At 72.5% G+C, this 24,405-nt stretch carries 20 protein-coding genes and 1 pseudogene; 13 read left to right on the forward strand and 8 right to left on the reverse strand.

All coding sequences use genetic code 11. The features are described from left to right. Nucleotides 1-14 precede the first annotated feature (14 nt). Nucleotides 15-935, forward strand: coding sequence for a hypothetical protein (locus ACZYRU_RS16635; RefSeq protein WP_488958213.1), 921 nt, complete (start codon nucleotides 15-17; stop codon nucleotides 933-935). Between the two features lie 5 nt (nucleotides 936-940). Here the strand turns inward: ACZYRU_RS16635 and ACZYRU_RS16640 are convergent, their stop codons facing one another. Continuing rightward, nucleotides 941-1,771, reverse strand: a complete 831-nt coding sequence (locus ACZYRU_RS16640) for a hypothetical protein (protein WP_488958214.1) — start codon at nucleotides 1,769-1,771, stop codon at nucleotides 941-943. Nucleotides 1,772-2,147: 376 nt separating this feature from the next. On the opposite strand from ACZYRU_RS16640, the gene ACZYRU_RS16645 reads away from it, so the two are divergent. From ACZYRU_RS16645 to ACZYRU_RS16665, 5 genes are read left to right on the forward strand one after another with little or no spacing between them, the layout of a single operon-like run. Continuing rightward, on the forward strand, nucleotides 2,148-3,650 hold the full coding sequence (locus ACZYRU_RS16645; RefSeq protein ID WP_488958215.1) for a hypothetical protein: 1,503 nt from the start codon (nucleotides 2,148-2,150) through the stop codon (nucleotides 3,648-3,650). Further along, on the forward strand, nucleotides 3,650-4,522 hold the full coding sequence (locus tag ACZYRU_RS16650) for a hypothetical protein (protein ID WP_488958216.1): 873 nt from the start codon (nucleotides 3,650-3,652) through the stop codon (nucleotides 4,520-4,522). The genes ACZYRU_RS16645 and ACZYRU_RS16650 overlap by 1 nt, the downstream gene beginning before the upstream one ends. A 7-nt stretch (nucleotides 4,523-4,529) precedes the next feature. Continuing rightward, nucleotides 4,530-5,636, forward strand: coding sequence for an energy-coupling factor transporter transmembrane component T (locus ACZYRU_RS16655; protein ID WP_488958217.1), 1,107 nt, complete (start codon nucleotides 4,530-4,532; stop codon nucleotides 5,634-5,636). After that, complete coding sequence (locus ACZYRU_RS16660; protein ID WP_488958218.1) at nucleotides 5,636-7,264, forward strand: ABC transporter ATP-binding protein; 1,629 nt, start codon at nucleotides 5,636-5,638, stop codon at nucleotides 7,262-7,264. The genes ACZYRU_RS16655 and ACZYRU_RS16660 overlap by 1 nt, the downstream gene beginning before the upstream one ends. Continuing rightward, nucleotides 7,261-8,094: an ECF transporter S component gene (locus tag ACZYRU_RS16665; RefSeq protein WP_488958219.1), complete on the forward strand. Its 834-nt coding sequence runs from the start codon at nucleotides 7,261-7,263 to the stop codon at nucleotides 8,092-8,094. The genes ACZYRU_RS16660 and ACZYRU_RS16665 overlap by 4 nt, the downstream gene beginning before the upstream one ends. Here ACZYRU_RS16665 and ACZYRU_RS16670 read toward each other — a convergent pair. From ACZYRU_RS16670 to ACZYRU_RS16695, 6 genes are all read right to left on the reverse strand, one after another. Next, nucleotides 8,081-9,262 carry a PQQ-dependent sugar dehydrogenase gene (locus ACZYRU_RS16670; RefSeq protein WP_488958220.1) on the reverse strand — a complete coding sequence of 394 codons (1,182 nt, stop codon included), beginning with the start codon at nucleotides 9,260-9,262 and terminating at the stop codon, nucleotides 8,081-8,083. The genes ACZYRU_RS16665 and ACZYRU_RS16670 overlap by 14 nt on opposite strands. Then, nucleotides 9,259-10,194, reverse strand: a complete 936-nt coding sequence (locus ACZYRU_RS16675) for an alpha/beta fold hydrolase (protein ID WP_488958221.1) — start codon at nucleotides 10,192-10,194, stop codon at nucleotides 9,259-9,261. The genes ACZYRU_RS16670 and ACZYRU_RS16675 overlap by 4 nt, the downstream gene beginning before the upstream one ends. Nucleotides 10,195-10,234: 40 nt before the next feature. After that, complete coding sequence (locus ACZYRU_RS16680; RefSeq protein ID WP_488958222.1) at nucleotides 10,235-10,420, reverse strand: hypothetical protein; 186 nt, start codon at nucleotides 10,418-10,420, stop codon at nucleotides 10,235-10,237. Between the two features lie 86 nt (nucleotides 10,421-10,506). Further along, complete coding sequence (locus ACZYRU_RS16685) at nucleotides 10,507-11,388, reverse strand: EamA family transporter (protein WP_488958223.1); 882 nt, start codon at nucleotides 11,386-11,388, stop codon at nucleotides 10,507-10,509. Between the two features lie 91 nt (nucleotides 11,389-11,479). Further along, nucleotides 11,480-13,414, reverse strand: coding sequence for a hypothetical protein (locus tag ACZYRU_RS16690; RefSeq protein WP_488958224.1), 1,935 nt, complete (start codon nucleotides 13,412-13,414; stop codon nucleotides 11,480-11,482). A 183-nt stretch (nucleotides 13,415-13,597) separates the two neighbouring features. Next, on the reverse strand, nucleotides 13,598-15,517 hold the full coding sequence (locus ACZYRU_RS16695; RefSeq protein WP_488958225.1) for a hypothetical protein: 1,920 nt from the start codon (nucleotides 15,515-15,517) through the stop codon (nucleotides 13,598-13,600). 292 nt (nucleotides 15,518-15,809) lie between these two features. Between ACZYRU_RS16695 and ACZYRU_RS16700 the strand changes: the two are divergent. Next, nucleotides 15,810-16,301 (forward strand): annotated as a pseudogene (locus tag ACZYRU_RS16700) (ATP-binding protein); the annotation flags it as partial. Between the two features lie 464 nt (nucleotides 16,302-16,765). Next, nucleotides 16,766-18,604 carry a LuxR C-terminal-related transcriptional regulator gene (locus ACZYRU_RS16705; protein ID WP_488958226.1) on the forward strand — a complete coding sequence of 613 codons (1,839 nt, stop codon included), beginning with the start codon at nucleotides 16,766-16,768 and terminating at the stop codon, nucleotides 18,602-18,604. On the opposite strand, the gene ACZYRU_RS16710 is transcribed toward ACZYRU_RS16705, so the two are convergent. Continuing rightward, the gene (locus ACZYRU_RS16710) at nucleotides 18,594-18,899 is read right to left on the reverse strand and encodes a hypothetical protein (protein ID WP_488958227.1); all 306 of its coding nucleotides are present in this window, start codon (nucleotides 18,897-18,899) and stop codon (nucleotides 18,594-18,596) included. The genes ACZYRU_RS16705 and ACZYRU_RS16710 overlap by 11 nt on opposite strands. Nucleotides 18,900-19,048: 149 nt before the next feature. On the opposite strand from ACZYRU_RS16710, the gene ACZYRU_RS16715 reads away from it, so the two are divergent. Genes ACZYRU_RS16715 through ACZYRU_RS16735 form a run of 5 tightly spaced genes read left to right on the forward strand, consistent with a single transcriptional unit; the run spans nucleotide 19,049 to nucleotide 24,399 of the window. Further along, nucleotides 19,049-20,128 carry a WD40/YVTN/BNR-like repeat-containing protein gene (locus ACZYRU_RS16715; RefSeq protein WP_488958228.1) on the forward strand — a complete coding sequence of 360 codons (1,080 nt, stop codon included), beginning with the start codon at nucleotides 19,049-19,051 and terminating at the stop codon, nucleotides 20,126-20,128. Continuing rightward, complete coding sequence (locus tag ACZYRU_RS16720) at nucleotides 20,068-20,586, forward strand: SRPBCC family protein (protein WP_488958652.1); 519 nt, start codon at nucleotides 20,068-20,070, stop codon at nucleotides 20,584-20,586. The genes ACZYRU_RS16715 and ACZYRU_RS16720 overlap by 61 nt, the downstream gene beginning before the upstream one ends. A gap of 43 nt (nucleotides 20,587-20,629) precedes the next feature. Next, the gene (gene ilvD / locus ACZYRU_RS16725; protein WP_488958229.1) at nucleotides 20,630-22,477 is read left to right on the forward strand and encodes a dihydroxy-acid dehydratase; all 1,848 of its coding nucleotides are present in this window, start codon (nucleotides 20,630-20,632) and stop codon (nucleotides 22,475-22,477) included. 3 nt (nucleotides 22,478-22,480) lie between these two features. Continuing rightward, nucleotides 22,481-23,446 carry a pyridoxamine 5'-phosphate oxidase family protein gene (locus ACZYRU_RS16730; protein WP_488958230.1) on the forward strand — a complete coding sequence of 322 codons (966 nt, stop codon included), beginning with the start codon at nucleotides 22,481-22,483 and terminating at the stop codon, nucleotides 23,444-23,446. Further along, the gene (locus ACZYRU_RS16735; protein ID WP_488958231.1) at nucleotides 23,443-24,399 is read left to right on the forward strand and encodes a hypothetical protein; all 957 of its coding nucleotides are present in this window, start codon (nucleotides 23,443-23,445) and stop codon (nucleotides 24,397-24,399) included. The genes ACZYRU_RS16730 and ACZYRU_RS16735 overlap by 4 nt, the downstream gene beginning before the upstream one ends. Nucleotides 24,400-24,405: the final 6 nt, after the last annotated feature.

The raw sequence follows: 24,405 nt of genomic DNA on the forward strand, positions 1-24,405 counted from the left end.
GGGAGTGACCAACGATGACGCTGTTCCGCGCCCGGCGACCCCGCCTCGCCGTCCTTTCCCTCGTCCTCGGCCTGGCCGGCGGCCTGCTGGCTCTCGCGGGCGCCGGCCCGGCCACGGCCGCCAGCCACACCGGTGACCTGCTCGCCAAGGGGCCGGCCGGATCGGCGTACACCACCAGCCCGATGGTCAGCCAGGTCGGCCGCGCCGGGGCCACCGTGTCCTTCACGGTCCAGGTGAAGAACACCGGCCCGACGCTCGCGCAGTACCGGCTGCGCCTCACCGATCTCGGCGGCGCCGCCCCGTCGAACCTGTACGACGGTCCGCTGGCCCTGCGGCCCCTCGCCGGCACGACCGACGGCTACTACACGCGCGCCCTCACGCCGGGCACCGCGCAGACACTGACGGTGAAGGTCGTCGTACCGAAGACCGGCTTCCACTTCCAGACGGTCCTCGCCCTCTACGCCACCGACGGCCCGCTGCTCGACGTGCTCTACCTCGACACCGAGCGCACGACCGATGTGGCCGGCACCTCGGCCACCGACCTGATCGCCAAGCAGGGCAGCCAGCTGCCGGTCGGCGGCGGCCAGGACTACCAGGTCCTCACCGCCCCGACCGTCACCGCGACCGGCTCGGCCGTGTTCTCGCTGACCCTGCAGAACAGCTCGACCGCGCCCTCGGCCATCGCGTTCAAGCTCGCCGACGCTGCCTGTGGCTACACGGTGACGGTCAAGGACGGCGCCACGAACGTCACCGCCGCGGCCCTCGCCGGCACCTACGTGACGCCGACGCTCGCCGCGAAGGGCAAGCGGCTGCTGACCGTCACCGTGAAGTCCTCGGCGACCGCCTGCACCGCGTCGAGCTGGATCGCCCAGAGCGGCGTCCCCGGCCAGCCGTGGGCGCACGCCACGAACCTGCTGGTCAACAAGGCGGCCTGAGCAGATCAGGCCGCCAGGTCGGCGTACGTCTCACGGAGGACGGCGCGCACCAGGCCCGGGTGGTGCATCACCTGGGCCCAGGTGAACCGAAGTACGCGCCAGCCAGTGGCGGTGAGGGCGTTGTACCGCTCGCAGTCCGTCTCGAACGCGCGCCTGTCCTTGCCGTGGAACTCCCACGACTCGGCCTCGAGCACCACCCCAGCCAGCGGATCGACCAGGTCGGGATGCAGCACGAGCCCACGCGCGTGGATCTCGAACTGCGCCACCACCGGCACGGCCTCCTCGATCGCCAGAGCCCTCAAGGCCGACTCGAACGGGTTGGCAGCGAGCCTGGTCGCGTGGAGCACGACCTTGCGGTCGCGCCCGGTGGCTGCGGCCCGCAGGTCGTCGTACGCGACCGCCCGGTGCCGGAGGGCCGAGTCGGCCACGGTCAGCGCATCCGCGAACGGCAGGTCGCGCGCGCACTGGAGGACGGTCGCGAGCGGACTGGTCGCCCAGCCCTCGGTTGCCGTGCCGCGCGGGAGGCGGCGTACGTCGGCGGCGGTCACACGGGGCACTGGCCGCCCGTGGGGGACGCCGACCTGCGGGCGCCGGGGCGGGATCCGGACCTCCCAGCCCCAGTGCAGGGCTGCGCTGAGATGGGTGACGTGACCGCCGACGAGCACGGCCGCGCGCCGGGCCTGATCGGCGGCAGGAAGCGCGTAGCGACCGTGACCAGCGCGCAGGACCGTGCGCCGGTCGACAGCGGTTCGGAGCCGGCGGCGTGACGTGAGCAGGAGCAGGTCGTGCGCCGTGGCGATTCCGCCCAGACGCTCGAGTGCCTCCACCGGATCCACCCGCTCACCCTCTCCCGATCAGGGGCTTGGTGCATCCGGCTCTCCACAGGCCAACGTGTGCACCCGCGGGGCACCGACACGCCGCCCGGCCGGCGTGTCGCGATGTCGCGACCGCACCAACTGGTCGGCGATGGGCGGATGAGGGCGCAGGGGCCGAGCGGAGGTACCCTGAGCCGGTTACATCGAGAACACGCCCGTGGTGGGGGAAGCCGGTCGAATCCCGGCGCTGACCCGCAACCGTGGACCGCCCCTCGGGGGAGCGGTGAGCCGGAGCACCCGCCATGGCGCGTCCTGACACAACGCTGTCGCGGAGAGCAGCGGGTCAGTGGCACAGGAGATCTGGGCCCGCCCGTCGGCTGCAGCGGGAAGGCCCCACATGTCCACCTCCATGTTCGTACGCCGGGCGGTTGTTGCCGTCGCCGGCAGCGCCGTCGTCGCAGGCGGTCTGATGGCGATTGCGCCGGCTCCGGCCGCGCACGCGGCCCCGGCCCCGCCCAACCCCGAGGCGAGCGCCGCCGCGGCGTGGCTGAGCGATGCCATCGGCGGTGACGGCCTGATCCCCGGTGGCGGGGTCGGAGGCTTCTTCTACGGCGCCAACCTCGACTTCGGCATCAGCCTTGCGGCCACCGGACAGGCGCCGTCCGCCGCGCTGACAAAGCTCACCGATGGCATCGACGCCACCGTCGCCGACTACGTCGGCGACGTCAATGCTGCGGCGAACGTAGGCAAGGTCGCCCACGCGGCGTACTTCTATGCCGTGACCGGCGGCAACGCCTCCGACGCAGGCGACGACCACCTGGACCTCGCTGCGGCGCTGGCCACCCAGGTCGACAACGCGACGGGCCAGCTCGGTAGCACCGACACCGTCTACAACCAGGTCTGGGCGGTCTTCGCGCTCCAGACGCTTGGTAGCAACGAGGCGCCGAAGGCGCGTGACTTCCTCGTCGGCCAGCGCGGTCCCGCTGCGACCGATGGCTGGGGCTATGACGCCGGTGGCTGGACCAACGACGTGGACGCCACGTCCTGGGCACTGCAGGCCCTCGCGCCCTGGCAGTCGGAAGTCGCCGTCAAGGCCGCGATCGACTCGGGAGTTGCCTACCTGCGCTCGACCCAGAAGCCGAGCGGCGGGATCGACGCGGGCTTCCTCGGCGTGAACGCCAACAGCACCGGGCTCGCCGCGTACGCATTCGGCCTCACGGGGCGCACGACCGAGGCCTCCGCTGCGGCGTCGTGGGTCGCGGCCCACCAGTCCGTCGCCCTCCCGGGTTGTGGTGTGCCCGGCCCGAACGCCGGTGCCATCGCCTATGACGACCTCGCATTCGCTGGCGGCGTGACCGCCGACGAGGTCGACCAGGCCGGTCCGGCGACCGCGCAGGCCCTGGAGGGACTGGCCTACCTTCCCGCGGCCCAGCCGAGCCTGCCGAAGTTCGCAGACGCTGGTACGACGGCGACCCTGCCGCTCCAGGGAGCACGCAACGGTCTGCAGGTCTGCATCACCGGTCTGGGCGCCCCCCAGCAGTTGACCGCGCCGGCATCCGCCACGTACGTAGTGCCGGCAGGTACCGCCGACCACCCGGTCACGCTGACCTTCCTCGGTGGCAGCACGACCATGACCCTCAAGGCCCTCGACGCCAAGAAGCTCAAGGTCAAGGTCGCCACCAAGCTCAAGGCGAAGAAGAAGGCGACGGTCAAGGTCAAGGGTCTCGCCGCCGGCGAGAGCGTGACCGTCACGATCGGCAAGAAGACCGCCACCGGCACCGCGAACGCCAACGGCGTCGCGAAGGTGAAGATCAAGGTCACCAAGCGCGGCAAGGCCAAGGTCAAGGTGGTCGGCCAGTTCCCCGACCGCAAGGGCAAGGCCACCACCCGGGTCGTCTGATGACCTTCAGCAGCACCCTGCGCGCGACTGCCGCGACGATCCTCGTCGCGGCAGCCGTCGTGCTGCTCCCACAGGTGTCGGCCTCGGCCGCCGCCTGTGGTGGGAGCACCGGCATCACCGTCGTCGTCGACTCCAACCAGCTCGGCGCCGGCATCAGCGCGGGCTGCGACGCTGATGGCGGCACCGCGGCGAACAACTTCGCAGACGCCGGCTACAAGCTCGAGTACAGCCAGGCGGCCGGCATGAGCGGCTTCGTCTGCAAGATCAACGGCAACCCGGCCAACGGCGACTGCACCGAGACCGACGCCTACTGGAGCCTGTGGTGGTCCGACGGCAAGGCGGGCACGTGGACGTACGCCGCGCGCGGGGTGGCGAGCCTGCGGGTCCCTGATGGCGGGTACGTCGCCTTCGCGTGGCACCAGGGCAGCGGCCAGGCTGCACCGCCCGACGTCACGCCGACCCCGCGGGTCCAGGAGGCGAAGCCGACGCCTGCGCCGAGCCCGACGAAGACCACGAAGCCGAAGCCGTCGCCGACCAAGAAGTCGACGGCCAAGCCGACCCCCAAGCCCTCGGCGAGCGCGACCTCGGCGACCCCGAGCGCCAGTGCCAGCGCCACCCCGAGCGCATCCGGGAGCACGGCGACGCCGACGGAGGCGACGACCGAGGCGACCCCGGCCGACACCCCGAGCCAGACCACGACGACCGGGCTGCCGTCGATCGACGAGATCACCGACGGCCCCAGGACGACGGCCGCGGACGCGGACGGCAAGGACGACGGCGGCGGGTTCCCGGCGTGGCTGGGGATCGGGCTGGTCGTGGTGGTGCTGGGGGCGGCGGGCGCCGTACCCCTGATCCGTCGACGCAGGGCCTGAGCGGGTCGTGGGCGCAGGACGGCTGGCACGGGACCTCCACCCCGTCGCGTGGTGGGTCTGGGCGGTGGGGCTGGCCGTGGCCGCCTCCTGCACGACCAACCCGTGGCTGCTGCTCGTCCTGCTCGGCGTGATCAGCCTCGTCGTGCTCACCTGCCGCTCCGACCAGCCGTGGGCGCGCTCGTTCCGGCTCTACGTCTGGCTCGGTGTGGTCGTGGTCGTGGTGCGGATCCTGTTCCGTGTCCTGCTCGGCGGTGACGTGCCGGGCCACGTCCTGTTCACGCTGCCGAGCATCCCGCTGCCGGACTGGGCGGCGGGCATCTCGCTGCTCGGGCCGTTCACGCGTGAGGAGCTGCTCGCGGCGACGTACGAGGGCCTGCGCCTGGCGACCCTGCTGATCGCGGTCGGTGCCGCCAACGCGCTGGCCAACCCGAAGCGGCTGATGAAGTCGCTGCCGCCGGCCCTCTACGAGATCGGTACGGCGATGACGGTGGCGATCAGCGTCGTCCCGCAGCTGGCCGACAGCGCGCGCCGGGTGCGGGCGGCGCAACAGCTGCGTGGGGGAGCGGAGGGTCGGTTCCGCCGGATCCGGGGGGTACGACGCCTGCTGGTCCCGATCCTCGAGGACGCCTTCGACCGCTCGCTCGCGCTCGCCGCCGGCATGGACGCCCGCGGCTACGGCCGCACCGGCGAGCTCACCGCCCAGCAGCGGCGCCGCACGGGCGCGCTGATCATCGCCGGCCTGATCGGTGTCTGCGTCGGCGTCTACGCCTTCCTCGACAGCACGGCGCCGCGCGTGCTGGCTCTGCCGATGCTGGTCCTCGGGATGCTCCTCGCCCTCGGCGGCTTCGCGCTGGCGGGCCGGCGAGTGCAGCGCACCCGCTACCGCCCCGACCGCTGGCGGCTCCCCGAGCTCATGGTCGCCGGGGCCGGGATCGCCGCAGGTGCGGGGATGTGGGCGCTCCAGCGCTGGGAGACGGCCGTCGCGCACCCCGGCGTACTGGTCCGCCCCGACGTCTCGCTGCTCGCCCTGGCTGCCGCGCTGGTCGCGGTGGTCCCGGTGTGGGCCGCGCCGCTGCCGGTCACCGCCCAGCGACGTGAGGAGGCACTCGTCTGATGCTCGAGCTGCGCGGGATCACACTGACGTACGACGACCCGGAGACCACCACCCGGACCACCGTCCTCGACGGGATCGACCTGACCGTCACCGACGGCGAGCTGGTCGTGCTCGCCGGGCCGACCGGCGTCGGCAAGTCGACGCTGCTCGGCGTCGTGGCCGGCCTGGTGCCGTCCTACACCGGCGGCACGCTCACCGGCGACGTCCTCCTCGACGGCGCCAGCATCGTCGAGCAGCCGGCCCGGGAGCGCGCACACGCGATCGGGTACGTCGGCCAGAACCCCGCCGCGTGGTTCGTCACCGACACGGTGGAGGAGGAGTTGGCGTTCGGGATGGAGCAGCTGGGCCTGCCCGCGCCGACGATGCGCCGCCGGGTCGAGGAGACCCTCGACCTGCTCGGCATCGCCGACCTGCGCCACCGCGACCTGCGCACCCTGTCGGGGGGCCAGCAGCAGCGCGTCGCGATCGGCGCCGTGCTCACGACCCATCCCCGGTTGCTGGTCCTCGACGAGCCCACCTCGGCGCTCGACCCGACCGCGGCCGAGGACGTCCTCGCCACGCTCACCCGGTTGGTCCACGACCTCGGCGTCTCGGTGCTGGTCGCCGAGCACCGCCTCGAGCGCGTGGTGCCCTTCGCCGACCGGCTCTGCCTGCTCCACGGTGGTGGCCGCGTCGAGGTGGGCGACCCCGCCGAGGTGCTCCAGGACGCCCCGATCGCGCCGCCGCTGGTCGAGCTGGGCCGGCTCGCCGGCTGGCAGCCGCTGCCGCTCACCGTTCGCGACGCCCGGCGCCGCGCGCCCGCGCTGAAGGAGCGGCTGGGCGCGCCGCCGCACCGTGAGCAGCCCGCCAGCGCGGAGCCCGTCGTCGACGTACGGCGCCTGGTGCTGGCCCACGGCCGGACCCCCGTCCTCCGCGAGGTTGACCTGACCCTGCGGCCCGGGACCGTCACTGCGCTGATGGGCCGCAACGGCGCCGGCAAGTCGACGCTGCTCTGGGCACTGCAGGGCCGCCACACCGCGGCCTCGGGCACCGTGCGGGTGGCCGGCCAGGACCCGGCCGACCTCAAGCCCGAGCAGCGCCGGGCCACCACCGGCCTGGTGCCGCAGAGCCCCGCCGACCTGCTCTACCTCGAGACCGTCGCCGAGGAGTGCGCTGCCGCCGACCGGTCCGCCCGCGCGGACGCCGGCACCTGCCGCGCCGTCCTCGACCGGCTCGCGCCGGGCATCGACGCCGACCGGCACCCCCGCGACCTCTCCGAGGGGCAGCGGCTCGCGCTGGCGGTGGCGATCGTGCTCACCGCCCGGCCGCCCGTGCTGCTGCTCGACGAGCCGACCCGCGGCCTCGACTACCCGGCCAAGCGCGCCCTCGCCGGCCTGCTCCGCGAGCTCGCCGCCGAGCCCGGTGCGGCCCGCGCGGTGCTGGTCGCCACCCACGACGTCGAGTTCGTCGCGCAGGTCGCCGACGACCTCGTGGTCCTCGCCGAGGGCGAGGTCGTCTCGGCCGGGCCCGTGGTGCCGACGGTCTCCGAGTCGCCCGCCTTCGCGCCGCAGGTCACCAAGGTGCTCGGCGCCGGTTGGCTGCGCGTCGACGACGTGGCCGCGAGCCTGGCGACCGAGGTCGCCCGGTGAGCCCCACCACGAGCCGGACCCGCTCGGCCGCCGTACCGCTGCAGCTGCGCTCCAGCATCGTCCTCGCGATCACCTCCGTGATAGGGCTGCTGATGCTCGCCTGGCCGCTGCTCCTCGACGTGCCGGCCGACACCGAGCGGGTCGACCCGCCGTTCCTCTTCCTGCTCCTGCTGCCGGTGATCCTGGGCGTGGTCCTCGCCGAGATGAGTGAGGGCGGCATGGATGCCCGCGTGCTCGCGATCCTCGGCGTCCTCAGTGCGGTCAACGCGGTGCTCCGCCTCGTCAGCGCCGGTACGGCGGGCCTGGAGCTGGTGTTCTTCCTGCTGATCCTCGGCGGGCGGGTGTTCGGAGCCGGGTTCGGCTTCGTGCTCGGCTGCACCTCGCTGTTCGCCTCCGCCCTGATGACCGCCGGCGTCGGTCCGTGGCTGCCGTTCCAGATGCTCGTCGCCGCATGGGTCGGCATGGGCGCCGGGCTGCTCCCGCGCCGGGTCCGTGGACACGCGGAGATCGCCCTGCTGGCGGCCTACGGCATCGTGTCGGCCTACCTCTACGGCCTGCTGATGAACCTGCAGGGCTGGCCGTTCATGGCCGGCATCCAGGTGCCCGGGCAGGACTCGACCGAGATCTCGTACGTCCCCGGCGCGGGAGTGGTCGAGAACCTGCACCACTTCGTCGTCTACACGCTGCTGACCTCGACCGGCGGCTGGGACACCGGCCGCGCGGTCACCAATGCGCTCGCGATCGTGCTGCTCGGCCCGGCGGTGCTGGTCACCCTGCGCCGCGCGGCCCGCAAGGCCCGGATCGACCCGGGGGCGGCTACGGCTCGATGAGCAGGATCCGGTCGTCGTCGGCGCCCGGGGTGCCGCGACCGTCCTTGTTGCTCGTGCTCAGCCACAGCCGCCCGTCGGGTGCGCGGGCCACGGTCCGCAGCCGGCCGTACTCGCCGGCAGCGCCCTTCTTCTCCCCGGCGAAGTACGCCGTCGGGTCGCTCACCTGGCCGTCGGCCACCTTGATCCGCCACAGCCGCTCGCCGTTGAGCGCAGCCATCCACAGGTACGTGCCGGCGTACGCCAGGCCGGAGGGGGACGCCTCGTCGGGCGACCAGGTCAGCAGCGGCTGGGTGTACTTGGCCGGGCCGCCGGTGCCCTCGACGATCGGCCAGCCGTAGTCCTCACCGGGCACGATCCGGTTGAGCTCGTCGGCCTTGGCGTCACCGAACTCGGAGGCCCAGAGCAGGCCCTTGTCGTCCCAGGCGAGGCCCTCGACGTTGCGGTGTCCCCACGACCACACGGCGTCGCCGAACGGGTTGCCGGGGGCGGGCTGGCCGTCCGCGGTGATCCGCAGGATCTTGCCGGCGTACGACTTCTTGTCACGCGCCAGCTGGTCGTCGCCGGTCTCGCCGGTGGAGACGTAGAGGAAGCCGTCGGGGCCGAACGCGAGTCGGCCGCCGTCGTGGATGCGGCCGTTGGGGATCCCGGTGAGGATCGGCTCGACGGCGCCGAGCCGGTCGCCGGACAGCTGCGCGCGTACGACGCGGTTGTCGTCCTTGGTGCAGACGTAGAAGTAGACGAGACCGTCGGAGGAGAAGCTGGGGGAGACGGCCACGCCGAGCAGGCCGGCCTCGCCGCCGGGCGCCGTCTCGGGGATGGTGCCGACCTCGACGACCTTGCCCTCGTCCTTCGTGGTCTTGCCGTTGCCGCCGACCTTCGGCGGGGTGATCACCACGACCCGGCCGCTGTCGCGCTCGGTGACCACGCCGCGGCCATCGGGGAGGAAGTCGATGCCCCACGGCGTCGCCAGTCCACTCGCCACGGTGGCGACGACGTCGGGGATGCCGTCGATGGTGAAGATGACCTTGCCGTCGACGACCGACCCGGTGGGGGCCGCCGTGGCGGTGCCCATCACGTCGACCTTGCTCACGTTGCCGCCCTGGCCGCAGCCCGCAGCGAGCAGCGCGAGCGCGGCGAGGCCGGCTGCGCTGCGGGGACGCCGCCTCACGACAGCTGCTCCAGGAACTCGAGCAGCAGGCCGTGGACGCGCTCGGGCTGCTCGAGCTGGACGAAGTGGGAGCCGCGCAGCTCGACGTACGTGCTGTCCTTGCCTGTCTCGGTGAGCCGCCGGGAGGCGCTGGCCATGTCACGGGCACCGGCCAGGACGTCCCACGTCGCGGAGACGAACATGGTGGGCACCTTGATCTGGCTGAGCCGCACCCGCGGGTGCTTCGAGGTGCTGATCGCGAGGTGGGCGTACCAGTCGACGGGGGTGGTCGCGAACTCCTGCAGCCCGATCGCGGCCGCCTCGGGGTCGGCCACGGGGAACATGAACCCGGTCCGTCCCAGGAGTCGCACCGTGCTCGCGTTGATCGGGAGGTGCCGGACCAGCGGGTTGACCGCCCAGCCGGCGTACTGCGCGACCCGGCAGGCGTTGACGGTGACCGCGCGGGCGACCAGCCGCGGCAGGTGCAGCGGGCCGAGCATGGTGGCGAAGGTGTCGCCGGGGACACCGCACATCGCGAAGATGCCGCGGACCCGCTCGGGGTGCCGGTAGGTCAGCTCGAAGGCGGTGTTGACGCCCATCGACCAGCCCATGAGCACGGCGCTGTCGATGCCGAAGTGGTCCATGACGGACAGCCCGTCCTGGACGAAGTGCTCGATCTCGACGTGCTTCGGGTCGGCCGGGCGCTCGGAGCCGCCGACGCCGCGGTGGTTCCACGACACCACGCGTACGCCGCAGTCGGGCTCGAGCAGCCACGGCCACAGGTACGGGTTCGTGCCCAGCCCGTTGCAGAGCACGACGGTGGGCCCGTCGATCTCGCCGTCCGGGTCGTTCGTCCAGGCACGGACGTGCGTCCCGTCGTCGGACAGGATGTCGCGGAAGGCGATCGACGCGGACCGGACGCGCTGTCCGGGCCGGGGAGCGGAGGTCGACATGCGTCGATTCTGCCGGACCCGGACCGGATCAGGCGGTTCCTCAGGCGTGCAGCGAGACGGAACCCTCGACAACAGGGGTACGACGCGCGTCGAATCGGGCGGCGAGGAAGGCCTCGACGTCCTCGCGCTCGGCGCGGCGCTGGGTGCACGCGGTGAGCGCGACCATGGCGTTGCGGCGGGCCCGCTGCTGGAGGGCGACGGACCAGGTGTGGGCGAGACGGATCATGGGCTCAGGCAGTGACATGGGGGTGTCGACTTCCGGAAGGGGAGGTGGCGGAGTACCGACACTACGACCGCGGTGGGCGCCCCAGGTCACGTCGGAGTGACATCTGGGTGAACCTCGGCGCGCGTCGCCCGGGTCGCCCCCACGCTGGCGACCACGACGCAGCCGATCGCCACCCACTGGACCGGAGCGAGGGACTCGCCGACCACGACGAGCCCGGCCAGCGCCGCGGCGGCCGGCTCGAGGCTCATCAGTACGCCGAAGGTCGCCGCCGGCAGGGTCCGCAGGGCGGCCAGCTCGGCGCTGTAGGGCACCACCGAGCTGAGCAGGCCGACGGCGGCGCCGAGCAGGAGCACCCGCTGGTCGGCGAGGTCGGCGGTGTCGACGGTGAGCAGCAGGGGAGTCAGCAGGAGGACGGCGACGATGCTCGCCACCGCCAGCCCGTCGATGCCCTCCCAGCGGCGGCCGGTGGCCGCGCTGGAGAGGATGTAGCCGGACCACGCGGCTCCGGCGAGGACGGCGTACATGATGCCGAGGGGGTCGAGGTGGCCTCGCTCGAAGCCGAGGAGGAGTACGCCGAGCCCGGCCAGGACGACGCAGCCGAGGTCGCGCGGGCGACGGAAGCCGATCGCCGCGAGGACCAGCGGGCCGATGAACTCGATGGTGACCGCGACGCCGATCGGGATCCGCGAGAACGACTGGTAGATGCCCCAGTTCATCGCGCCGAGGCAGGCGCCGTACCGCGCCGCGACCAGCCAGTCCTCCCGGCTGCGACCGCGCAGCCGGGGCCGGGCCCACAGCATCAGGACCAGCGAGCTGGTCGCCAGCCGCAGCCACACCACGCCGTTGGGAGCGACGTCGTCGAAGAGGAGCTTCGCGAAGCCGGCGCCGAGCTGGACCGAGCCGATCCCGAGCAGGACCAGCCCGATCGCCACCCCGAGGGGCGGGCCGTGGCGGGGCGACGTGTGCACGGACAAGAAGGTAGGACGTCTCGCGGGAAAGCGACGAACCGCCGATCCCCCCATCGGACCGGCGGCTCGTCGCCCCCTCGGGCGGATGGCGCTACTTGGCGGCGACGATGCCGTCGATGGTGACCTTGCGTCCGGTCTTGCTGACGACCTTGATCTTGAGGGTGCCGGTCTGGACGCTGCCGAGGTCGAGGACCGGGACGGTGACCTGGCCGGTCTTGCCCTTGAGGTTGATGGTCTTCACGACCTTGCCGTTCCAGTAGACCTTGACCTTGCCGCCCTTCTTGGCCGTGGCGACAATCAGGTCGATGTGGTGGGCCTGGACACCGGTGAGGACGAGCTTGCGGCCGTTCCTCTTGGTGGTGGTGGCGGTGTTGTTGAACGCCCCGGCCTTGGCGATCCGCTTCCACTTCTTGCCGACGAGGGCGGTGTCGTCGAGCGGGACGGTGGTGCAGCGCTCGGTGGAGCGGAAGCCGAGGTTGTTGGCCTTGTCGATGCCCTGGGCCTGGAAGCAGTAGGTGCTGCCGAAGGTGCCGGCGAAGGGCTGGGTGGAGGTGGTGACGTTGTTGGCGATGACCTGCTGGGGGCCGAAGCCGCCGTTCCAGGCTGCGGTGCGGACCATGACGTCGGTGCTCTTCACGCCGGACAGGGAGTCGGAGACGTTCCACGCGACATCGAAGCTCGGCGAGCCGACGACCGCACCAGGTGCGGTGATCTTCGCGGCCGGACCGGCGACGTCGAGGAAGTCGGCCTGCACGTAGGAGTTGAAGGCGTTCTCGACGACGCCGACGGCGACGACGTTGCCCTCGCGGTCCATGTCGGCGGCGAAGGCGCCGTCAGTGGCGCCGGCGTCGTACTGGCCCCACGGGAGCACCGGGTTGGTGTGGTGGCGCAGGGTCAGCTGGTCGGCGTCGTTGTGCACGACGACCTGGTCGGCGCCGTCGGAGACCAGGCTGCGGTGCTGCTGGCTGAGGGTGGTGCCGGGCTCGGCGATGCCGGCGGTGCCGAAGCCCTGAGCGGGCTTGGCGACCGCCGCGCGGACGACGTACCCGCCGTTCTCGAACGCGCTCCACGTGGCCTGCATCGTGCCGTTCGGGCTCATCGCCAGGTCGCGCCAGGTCGCGTTGACGCCGTCGGCCGACAGCACCTGGGGGAAGCCGAGGGTGCCGGTCGGGGACACCCGGGTCACGACGGCGCGCACCTTGCCGTCCTCCATCCCGCCCATCATCACGGCGCCCTCGCCGTTGTCCGCGAGGACGGCGACGGTGTCGTCCATGACGTTCTCGATCCAGGAGAGCGACTTCGGGCCGGTCCAGCCGACGTTCGCGTTGCGCCGGGTCGCCTTGACCTCGGTGCCGTTGGTGCTGTCGAAGTAGGACATCAGCACGTCGCCGGCCTCGTTGACGTCGAGCGACGGCTCGAAGCTGTCGTCGTCGAGGGCGGAGAGCTGCGGCGCGGCACCGGGGATCCACATCGTCGTCTGCACGCGGTGCTCGCCGTTGTTCACCGCCTCGTAGGCGAGGTGAACCCGACCGGCGCCGTCCATGCCGGCGTCGAGCGAGAGCACGGTCTCGAGGTCGACCGCGGGGCTGAGCAGCGTGGAGCCGTCCCAGCTGCCGTTGGCGAGGTACCGCGAGCCGCGGACCTTCTCCTCCCCGCCCGTGGTCTGGTTCCACACGACGGCGAGGTCGCCGTTGGCGTTGGCCACGGCGTGGGCGTCGTGGGCGTCGGTGACCGGGGCGGCGGTGACCGTCTTCGCGGCTCCCCAGACGCCGTCGGTGGCGATGGCGGCGTACACCTTGGTGCCGCCGACCACCGGCCGGGTCCAGGTCGCCAGCGCGTCGCCGGAGCCGAAGGCGGTGACGTCGACCGAGGTGGGGACGTCGCCGTAGTTGCTGATGTTGCCGCCGTCGATGCCGCCCACCGCCTGGGCGGGGCTGCCGGTGAGGCCGATGGTGCCGACGGTGACGGCGGCGGCCGCCAGGCCGAGGACCTGCTTGCGGATCGAGGTGCTCTTCGTGGTGCGCATGGTGTTCTCCCTGTGCTGGTCGGGCGGGGCCCGGTTCGTTGTCGTTGGGAGTAGGAGCAGCGGGCGGGGGAGACCTTGCAGGTTTTCCGGAGAAGTTTCTTGCCGGTCCCGCCGGAAATGGCACGAACCGCCGGCCCCCCACGGGCCGGCGGTTCGTCGCCCCCTGCGGGGCGGAGGGTGGAGCTACTTGGCGGCGACGATGCCGTCGATGGTGACCTTGCGTCCGGTCTTGCTGACGACCTTGATCTTGAGGGTGCCGGTCTGGACGCTGCCGAGGTCGAGGACGGGAACAGTGAGCTGGCCGGTCTTGCCCTTGAGGTTGATGGTCTTCACGACCTTGCCGTTCCAGTAGACCTTGACCTTGCCGCCCTTCTTCGCGGTCGAGGCGAGGAGGGAGAGGTGGCGGGCCTGGACGCCGGTCAGGACCAGCTTGCGGCCCTTCTTGCTGGTGGTGGTGGCGGTGTTGTTGAAGGCGCCGGCCTTGGCGATCCGCTTCCACTTCTTGCCGACGAGGGCGGTGTCGTCGAGCGGGACGGTGGTGCAGCGCTCGGTCGAGCGGAAGCCGAGGTTGTTGGCCTTGTCGATGCCCTGGGCCTGGAAGCAGTAGGTGCTGCCGAAGGCGCCGGCGAAGGGCTGGGAGGAGGTGGTGACGTTGTCGGCGATGACCTGCTGCGGGCCGAAGGCGCCGTTCCAGGCCGCGGAGCGGACCATGACGTCGGTGCTCTTCACGCCGGACAGGGAGTCGGTGACCTTCCAGGCCACGCCGAAGGCCGGCGCGGCGACGACGGGGCCGGGCGACGTGATCGAGGCAGCGGGGCCGGCGATGTCGAGGAAGTCCCCCTCGACGTACGACGAGAAGCCGTCCTCGACGACGCCGACGGCGACGACGTTGCCCTCGCGGTCCATGTCGGCGTCGAACGCGCCGTCAGTGGCGCCGGCGTCGTACTGGCCCCACGGGAGCACCGGGTTGGTGTGGTGACGCAGGGTCAGCTGGTCGGCGTCGTTGTGCACGACGACCTGGTCGGCGCCGTCGGACACCAGGCTCACGTGCGCCTGACTGGAGATCGTCTTGGGCTCGGCGAGGGCGGCGGTGCCGAAGCCCTGGCCGGGCTTGGCCACGGCGGCGCGGATCACGTAGGTGTTCCCACCCTCGAACGCGGTCCAGGTGGCCTGCAGGGTGCCGTTGGGGCTGACCGCGAGATCGCGGTACGAGGTGCTGACCCCGGTCGGGGAGACCAGCTCGACGTTGCCGAGCGTGCCGTCGGGGCTGACTCGGACCACGAGGGCCCGGGTCTTGGCGGCCTCGATGCCGCCCATCATCACGGCTCCGCTGCCGTCGTCGGCCAGCTCCGCCTCGGTCTCGTTCTGGGTGTCGCCGGGCCAGACGATCGGCTTCGGGCCCAGCCAGCCCACCGATGCGTTGCGCCGGGTGACCATGATCGTGTCCTGGCCACTGTCGGTGTCGTAGTACGACAGCAGGACGTCGCCCGCCGGGTTCACGTCGATCGAGGGCGCGAACGTGTGGTCCGCGAAGGTGTCGACGGAGGGCAGCGCGCCCTTGGGCCACGAGGACGTCTGGATCCGGTCGACGCCCTGGTTCTCGGTGCCGAGCGCGACGTGCACCCGGCCGGCCGCGTCGATCCCGGCGTCGATGGTGTCGATCGTCGAGATGCCGGTGCTCGCGCTGAGCAGCGTGGAGCCGTCCCAGGTGCCGTTGGCGAGGTACCGCGAGCCGCGCACCTTCTGCTCGCCGCCGATCGTCTGGTTCCACACGACGGCGAGGTCGCCGTTGTCGTTGGCGACGGCGTGGGCGTCGTGGGCGTCGGTGACCGCGGCGGCGGTCACGGCCTGGGGGCTGCCCCAGACGCCGTCGGTGGCGATGGCGGCGTACACCTTGGTGCCGCCGACGACCGGCTTGGTCCAGGTGGCCAGGGCGTCACCGGAGCCGAAGGCGGCGACGTCGACCGAGGTGGGCACGTCGCCGGAGGTGCTGATGTTGCCGCCGTCGATGCCGTCGACGGCCTGGGCCGGGGCGGACAGACCGAGGGCGACGCTGCTGACGGCGAGTGCTGCGGTGGTCAGTCCGAGAAGCTGGGTACGCATGGTGCTGCCTTTCGCGGAGGGGGGTGATCGACGGGAGTAGGAGCAGCCCGCCGGCAGGACCTTGCAGATTTCCGACGACTTCTTCTCGGAGATCCGGTGTGGCCCGGTGACACCTACGTTCGTCCCGTCGGGGGTCCGGCCACATCCGCGCGCACCACGCAACCAACGCCGGGCGGTACGGACGCAACACGGAGCCAAGACCTCGCGAGCTGGTTTCGAGACGCGTCGAGTTGCGCGCGTTCGCGAGCTCACGCGCGGCGGCGCCGCCTACGATGCCGACGTGCGCTCCCCGGTGCTCGTCTCTCGGACCCACGAACGGGCGCGCCTTCGTACTGCCCTCGAGGCGCTCGGCGAGGGCCGGGGCGGGCTGTGGGTGCTGCGCGGCGACCCCGGAATCGGGAAGTCGCGGCTGGCGACGGCGCTCGTGGCGGAGGCCACGGAGCGGGGCTTCGAGGTGCTGTCCGGGCGAGCCGTCCCCTCGGGTACGCCGACCCCGCTCCGCCCCCTCAGCGAGGCCCTGCTCGGCTGGCTGCGCACCCATGATGTCCCGGACGACCGGTTGCTGGCGCCGTACCTGCCCGCGCTCGCGCGGCTCGCGCCCCAGCTCGGCCCGGTCGCGCCCGACGGCGTCTCCTCGGTGATGCTGCTCGGGGAGGGGCTGCTGCGGCTGGCCCGGACGGTCCCGGCGCCGGGCATGGTGCTCGTCATCGAGGACCTGCACTGGGCCGACCCGGAGACCCTCGCGCTGGTGGAGTACCTCGGCGACAACACCGGCGAGGTGCCCCTCCTGGTGGTGGTCACCAGCCGGCTGCACGAGTCGCCGGAGGCCAACGAGCTGGTCACCGCGCTCGAGTGGCGGCGCTCCGCCGAGACCGTCGACCTGCTGCCGATGGCCGACGACGACATCGCTGCCATGGCGCGGGCCTGCCTCGACGTGGAGCCATCGGACGCGGTGGTCGCCTGGCTGCAGAAGTACAGCGCCGGCTACCCGCTGTTCGTCGAGGAGATGCTGGCCGACCTGCGTGATGCCGGGCTCCTGGAGGGCCCGCTGCCGGTGCTGGTGCCCCGTCCGTTCGCCCGCTCGGTCGAGGCCCGGCTGGCCGAGGTGGGTCCCGCGGCCCGCGACGTCGCCATGGCCGCCGCGATGCTCGGGCCCGAGTTCGACTGGAAGCTCGTGGCCGACGCGCTCTCGCTCCCCGACACCGAGGTCGCCGGCGCGCTGCGGGAGCTGCGCGACATCGCCTGGTCGTGGCCGCATCGACCGACCGGTTCGTGTTCCGGCACGCGCTCACCCGGGAGGCGGTGCTCTCCGGCCTGCTGGCCCCGGAGCGCTCACGCCTCGCCGGGCTGCTCGCCGCCGCGCTCGCAGGACGTACGACGGACTCCGCGGACGACCACCTCCAGCTCGCCGAGCTCTTCGAGGCCGCCGGCGACGACGAGCGGGCTGTCGAGCTGTGGCTGGCGACCGCGCGGGACGCGATCGACCGGGGTGCGCTGGTCAGCGCCCGCGAGGCGATCGGCCGCGCACTGCAACGCAGTACGCCGGGCAGCGGGCTCGAGAGCCGGGCGCGCGAGGCCGAGGTCGAGGTGCACGCGCTCGCGGGCGACGTGCCTCGCGCGTTGGAGGCGGGGGAGCGGCTCACCGCGGAGCTCGTCGACGAGCCGGGCCGGCTGGCCGCCGTACGTCTCCGGTTGGCGCGGGCCCTGCTCGCCGGTGGCCGGTGGGACGAGGCCGACGCGATGCTCGACGCGGCCGCCGGCCACGACCCGGTGCAGGAGCACGTACTCGCCGCGCGGCTCGCGCTCGGCCGGGAGGACGACCTCGCCGCGGCGGAGCGGGCATCTGCCGCGCTGGCCGTCGTGGGGGAGGGCCGCCCGGAGATCGCCTGCGAGGCGTGGGAGGTGCTCGGCCGGGCCACCCGGGCGCGCGACCACGTCGCCGGCGAGGAGGCCTTCGAGGCCGGCTACCGGCTCGCCGACGCCGAGGACCTGCCATTGTGGCGCTGCCGGCTGCTCGCCGCCCTCGGTGCGCTGGACCTGGCCGCGCGCCGCCCGAGCGAGGACCGGCTGGTCGCCGCCCGGCGGGTCGCGCTCGACGTCGGCGCCATCGCCGTGGCCGCGCGGATCGAGATCGACCTCAACCTGGTGCGGATCCGCTACCTGGACCTCGACGACGCGATGGCCGCGATCGACAACGCGATCGCGATGATGGGCCGGCTCCGGCTGCCGGAGCTGCCCACGGCGTACCTGCTGCGTGCGGCGACCCACGGCCTCGCCGGCCGTGCCGATGCGATGGAGGCCGACGTCGTGACGGCCAGCGGGATGCCGATGGACGAGGCGCTGCGCCTGGTCGGGATCCCCGGGCACATCCGGTCGTTCGTCGCCCTCGGTCACGGTCGGTACGACGAGTCGCGGGCCCAGCTCGCGACTGCCATGGAGTACCACCGCCGCTCGCCCAGCCTGCCGTTCTCCCTGCGCGGGTTCTGGGCGCTGCTCGAGACGGCGCTGGGAGACGGTGCCGCGGCGCGCGAGGAGGTGCGCTCCGGCCCGCAGGCCAACAGTCCCCACAACGCCTTCGCGCTGCGGTACGCCGACGCGATCGCCCTCGGCCGCGCCGGCGACGCGGCGGAGGCGGAGCGGGTCTTCGCCGACGCCGAGTGGGGCCTGCCCGGCCGCGAGCCGTGGCCCGAGCTGCACGCCCGCCTGCTCGTCGCGACGGCGGCGGCCCGTGACGGCTGGGGGACGCCCGAGCCGTGGTTCCGGCACTGCCTCGACGGGCTGGTGGGGTACGGCCTCACCGAGGCCGCGTCGGGGTGTCGCGTCGCGATGCGCGAGGCCGGCTTCGCCGTACCGAGGAAGGCGGCGGGCGCCCAACGTGTCCCCGCCCACCTGCAGCGACTCGGGGTGACGGCCCGCGAGCACGACGTGCTCGGGCTGGTGGCCGAGGGCCTGCAGAACAAGCAGATCGCGGACCGGCTCTACCTCTCGGTGCGGACCGTCGAGACCCATGTCGCGCGGCTCCTGCAGCGCACCGGCTGCGCCGATCGCAGCGAGCTGGGCGCGCACCTGGAGGCACCTACAGCGTGATGCTGGGCCGGGTGGCCAGGCCGAGGTCCTCGACCGCCTCCAGCCGCTCGCACCACCACGACCGGGCGGTGTCGTGGGTGCCCGGCTCGAGCGCCGCCTCGAGGTCGCGCACGGCGGCCCCGTCGGCCAGCTCCACGACCACGGTGCAGCGGTCGTGGTCGGCGGCCAGCAGCCAGCGACTGGTCACGAAGCCCGGCAGTCGCCGCAGCCACGGCGCCACCTCGCTGCGCAGCCGGGTCAGCACCTCGTCGCTGCGGTCGGGCACGAGGACCAGGGTGGCCAGCAGCGTCGTCATGGCTCCAGCGTCGTTGCTGGGGCCGGGGCGCTACATCCGTGGCGGCTACGGACTCAAGAAATGACCGCCGGCAGCGATGACTTCTGTCGGTGGTCGGGGTCACAGTGGGGAGGACCAGGTCGGTCGGCGCAGGCCAGCGAGGAGGAACGATGACCACGATCCTGATGGTGGGCACCCGCAAGGGGCTCTGGGTGGGCCGGTCCGAGGACCGGGTCGACTGGGACTTCACCGGTCCGCACCACGACATGGAGGAGGTCTACTCCTGCCTGGTCGACACCCGCGGCGCTGCCCCACGGATCTTCGCCGGCGCGTCCTCGAGCTGGCTCGGCCCGCAGCTGCGCTGGTCCGACGACCTCGGCGCGACCTGGCAGGAGACACCCAACGGCGCGATCCGGTTCCCCGAGGGCGCCGGCGCGACCGTCGAGCGGATCTGGCAGGTCGTCCCCGGCGTCGGCGACGGCGTCCTGCACGCCGGCACCGAGCCCGGCGCGGTGTTCACCTCGCGCGACGGCGGTGCCAGCTTCGCGCTCGAGGAGGGGCTGTGGAACCACCCGCACCGCGAGCAGTGGGGCGCCGGGTTCGGCGGCCAGGCCTTCCACACGGTGCTTCCGCACCCGAGCGACCCGGCGTCGATGACGGTCGCCATCTCCACCGGCGGTGTCTACCGCACCACCGACGGCGGTGCCTCCTGGGAGCCGCGCAACCAGGGCATCCGCGCCGACTTCCTCCCCGAGGACCAGCGCTACCCCGAGTTCGGGCAGTGCGTCCACAAGGTCACCCGCCACCCCTCGCGTCCCGAGCGCCTCTACGCCCAGAACCACGGTGGCGTCTACCGCTCCGACGACGAGGGCGGCTCCTGGACCTCGATCGGCGACGACCTGCCCAGCGACTTCGGCTTCCCGATCGTCGTCCACCCCCACCGCCCCGACACGATCTGGGTGTTCCCGCTCGGCGGCGGCGACCGCCGCTACCCGCCCGACGCCAAGCCGCGGGTGTGGCGCTCCGACGACGCGGGTGAGTCCTGGACGCCGTACGGCACCGGTCTGCCGGACGCCTTCTACGTCGGCATCATGCGCGACGCCATGTGCGCCGACTCCCACGACCCCGCGGGCCTCTACCTCGGCGCCCGCAACGGCTCGGTCTGGGCCTCCGCCGACGACGGCGAGACCTGGCGCCAGATCGCCGCCGACCTGCCCGACGTCATGTCGGTCAAGGTCGGGGTCTCCTAGGCTTTCGCCATGCCTGCTTCTCGCAGACCCACGAGACGACCATCGCCGCCCCGCCCGCGACCGTCCACGCCCTCGTCGCCTCGTTCCCGGAGTGGACCAGGTGGTCCCCGTGGGAGGACCTCGACCCCGACATGACGCGGACGTACGACGGCGACGGCGTCGGGGCGTCGTACGCCTGGTCGGGCAACAAGAAGGCCGGCGAGGGGCGGATGACCTTCACCTCGATCACTCCGGCGCAGGTCGTCGTCGACCTCGAGTTCCTCAAGCCCTTCAAGGCCGAGAACGTCGTCACCTTCGACCTCACGCCGGTCGGCGAGAGCACCCGGGTGGCCTGGACGATGAGCGGGCAGCGCAACCTCGCCTTCGCGGTGATGGGCAAGCTGTTCTTCGACAAGGCGATCGCCAAGGACTTCCGGAAGGGACTGGCCTCGCTGAAGGCGGCAGCCGAGCAGGGCTGAGATCGGCTCCGGGTGGCGTGGCCCACAGGCGTAGCCTTGCGCCATGCCCACCCTTCGTTCCGCGACGTCCACCTCGGGCCGCAACATGGCCGGCGCGCGTGCCCTGTGGCGCGCCACCGGCATGACCGACTCGGACTTCGGCAAGCCGATCATCGCCATCGCGAACTCGTTCACCGAGTTCGTCCCCGGTCACGTCCACCTGCGTGACCTCGGCAAGATCGTCGCGGAGTCGGTCGTAGCGGCCGGCGGTGTCGCGAAGGAGTTCAACACGATCGCCGTCGACGACGGCATCGCGATGGGCCACGGCGGCATGCTCTATTCCCTGCCGAGCCGCGAGCTGATCGCGGACGCGGTCGAGTACATGGTGCAGGCGCACTGCGCCGACGCCATCGTCTGCATCTCCAACTGCGACAAGATCACCCCGGGCATGCTGCTGGCCGCGCTGCGCCTCAACATCCCGGTCGTCTTCGTGTCCGGTGGCCCGATGGAGGCCGGCAAGACCACGGCCATCGAGGGCATCGTGCACAGCAAGCTCGACCTGGTCGACGCGATGGTGGCCTCGGCCAACGAGGCCGTGACCGACGAGCAGCTCGACACCATCGAGCGCTCGGCCTGCCCGACCTGCGGCTCCTGCTCGGGCATGTTCACCGCCAACTCGATGAACTGCCTGACCGAGGCGATCGGCCTGTCGCTGCCGGGCAACGGCTCGACTCTGGCCACCCACGCCAAGCGCCGTGCGCTGTTCGAGGAGGCCGGCCGGGTCGTGATGGACCTGTGCCGTCGCTACTACGACGGCGACGACGAGTCGGTCCTGCCGCGCAACATCGCCAACCGCGAGGCGTTCGAGAACGCCGTGGCGCTCGACGTCGCGATGGGCGGCTCGACCAACACGGTCCTTCACCTGCTCGCCGCGGCCCGTGAGGCCGAGCTCGACTTCGACGTCCACGACATCGACGCGATCTCACGTCGCGTCCCGTGCCTCAGCAAGGTCGCGCCGAACTCGCCGAAGTTCCACATGGAGGACGTCCACCGCGCCGGCGGCATCCCCGCCCTGCTCGGTGAGCTGCGCCGCGGCGGCGCCCTCAAGGAGGGCGTCCACTCCGTGCACTCGCCCAACCTCGACGAGTGGCTCGACACGTGGGACATCCGCGGTGCGAATCCGTCGCCCGAGGCGCTGGAGCTGTTCCAGGCCGCCCCCGGCGGCGTCCGTACGACGGAGCCGTTCTCCACCGAGAACCGCTGGGGCACCCTCGACACGGATGCCGCCGAGGGCTGCATCCGCGACTTCGACCACGCCTACTCCGCCGACGGCGGTCTGGCGATCCTCACCGGCAACATCGCGGTCGACGGCTGCGTCGTGAAGTCGGCCGGTGTGCCCGAGGAGTCGCTGGTCTTCCACGGCACCGCGATCGTCTTCGAGTCCCAGGACGCCGCTGTGGAGGGCATCCTCGGAAAGAAGGTCGAGGAGGGCCACGTCGTGGTCATCCGCTACGAGGGCCCCAAGGGCGGCCCCGGCATGCAGGAGATGCTCTACCCGACGGCCTTCCTCAAGGGTCGCGGCCTGGGCCAGAAGTGCGCGCTGATCACCGACGGCCGGTTCTCCGGCGGCACCAGCGGCCTGTCCATCGGGCACATCTCGCCCGAGGCGGCGGGCGGTGGCCTGATCGCGCTGATCGAGGACGGCGACCCGATCTCGATCGACATCCCCAACCGGACCATCCACCTCGACGTCGACGACCACACGCTGTTCGAGCGCAAGATCCTGCAGGAGAAGCGGGACAAGCCCTACACCCCGCTCGACCGCCAGCGTCCGGTCTCGGCCGCGCTGCGGGCGTATGCGTCGATGGCCACCGCGGCCTCCGACGGTGCGTACCGCCGCGTCCCCGAGTAAGCGATGGGGAAGGTCCACGCGAGGGTCGACGGACGGCTCCGGGAGTTCGTCGACGCGCAGCAGGTGTTCTTCGTCGCGACCGCGCCGCTGGCCGGTGACGGGCACCTGAACCTGTCGCCGCGCGGCATCCCGGGGACCTTCGGCCTGGTCGACGAGACCACCTTCGCGTGGCTCGACGGCACCGGCAGCGGCAGCGAGACGATCGCCCACCTGCGCGAGAACGGCCGGATCACGGTGATGTTCTGCGCCTTCGAGGGCGCACCCAACATCGTCCGCTTCCACGGCCGTGGCCGCGTGGTGACGGTCTACGACGAGGAGTACGCCGGTCTCGCGGCCCGCTTCACCGACCTGCCCGGCGCGCGGGCCGTGGTCGTCGTCGACATCGAGCGGATCTCCGACTCGTGCGGCTGGTCGGTCCCGCTGATGGAGTACGCCGGCGAGCGGGACCTGCTGGCGCCGTACTTCGAGCGCAAGGGGGTCGACGGCTCCGCCGACTACCGCCGCCGCAAGAACCGCACCAGCATCGACGGGCTGCCCGCCTTCGACTTCGACCCGCTCGACGAGTGGTCCACGCTCGCGGGCCTGGGCCGGATCCGGGAGCGGCTCGCCGCGCAGATCGACGGCTGGCGGGCGCCGTGCTCCTGGGCGCTCGCGCTCGACGGCGAGATCGGTCACGTCAACGCGCCCGGCGCCCAGCACGGCCTGCCGGCGGTCATCCTCGCGACGGTGCTCAAGCACGACGGCGCCACCGCGACGATCGAGGTGAGCCGCCAGCAGCTCGACGAGGCAATCACCACGCTGGCGCCCGCGACCGCCTGCACCGAGGTCGGACATCCCAACCTCGCCGCCTGGCGGGCGCTGCGCGACGCGCACGACGAGCGTGGCGGCACGATCACCGCCGTCTTCGTCCGCGACGCGGCCGACCCGGAGTCGTCCCAGACCGACGCGACCCTGCGCTCGCTCTGGTGACCGGTCCGCACCGCGTCGCCGCCGTCCTCATCCTGGGGCTGGCGCTGCTGCTGGCCGCGTTCACGGACCCGGGGCACACCAACCGGGACCGCGACCGCGCGCCCGCGGCCGCCGTACCTCCGACGAAGCCCGCGCCCGTCGCGCCGTCGCCGCCGAATCTGCCCACCGGCACGCCCCGTTGGCAGAGGGAGCGGGTCCTGCCGGACCGCGGCATGCTCGTGGCCTACTACGGCACGCCCGGCACCGGTTCCCTCGGCGTGCTGGGGGAGACCTCGCCGACGAAGGCGTTTCGCCGCCTGCAGCGCGCCGCCGCGCCCTTCGAGCGCCCCGGCCGCCCGGTGCGCCCGGTGTTCGAGCTGATCGTCAGCGTCGCCGACGGCCACCCCGGCAAGGACCGCGACTTCAGCCACGACATCGGTCGTGCCGCCGTCCAGGAGTACGTCGACGCGGCCCGCGACCTCGGCGCCCTCCTCGTGCTCGACCTCCAGACCGGCCGTACCGACTTCCTCGAGGTCGCGAAGCGCTGGGAGTGGGCGCTCGAGCAGCCCCACGTCAGCCTGGCCATCGACCCCGAGTGGCGCGTACGACGTGGGCAGCGCCCGGCCCAGGTCATCGGCAGCGTCGGCGCCGGCGAGGTCAACCGCACCAGCGCCTGGCTCTCGAGGCTCGTCGTCGAGAACGACCTGCCCGAGAAGCTGTTCGTCGTCCACCAGTTCCGCACCTCGATGGTGCGCCACATCGGCCGGGTCAAGGCCCGCGACGGCCTCCAGCTGCTCCAGCACGTCGACGGCTTCGGCAACCGCGGCCAGAAGCTGGCCACCTACCGTGCCGTCGCGCGACCTGACATCTTCGCGATGGGCTTCAAGCTCTTCTACGACGAGGACTACAACCGGATGGGTGCGAAGGCGGTCCACCGGATCCGCCCACGGGTCCGGTTCGTCTCGTACCAGTGAGCGAGA

The sequence above is a fragment of the Nocardioides sp. F233 genome, from assembly GCF_057813895.1.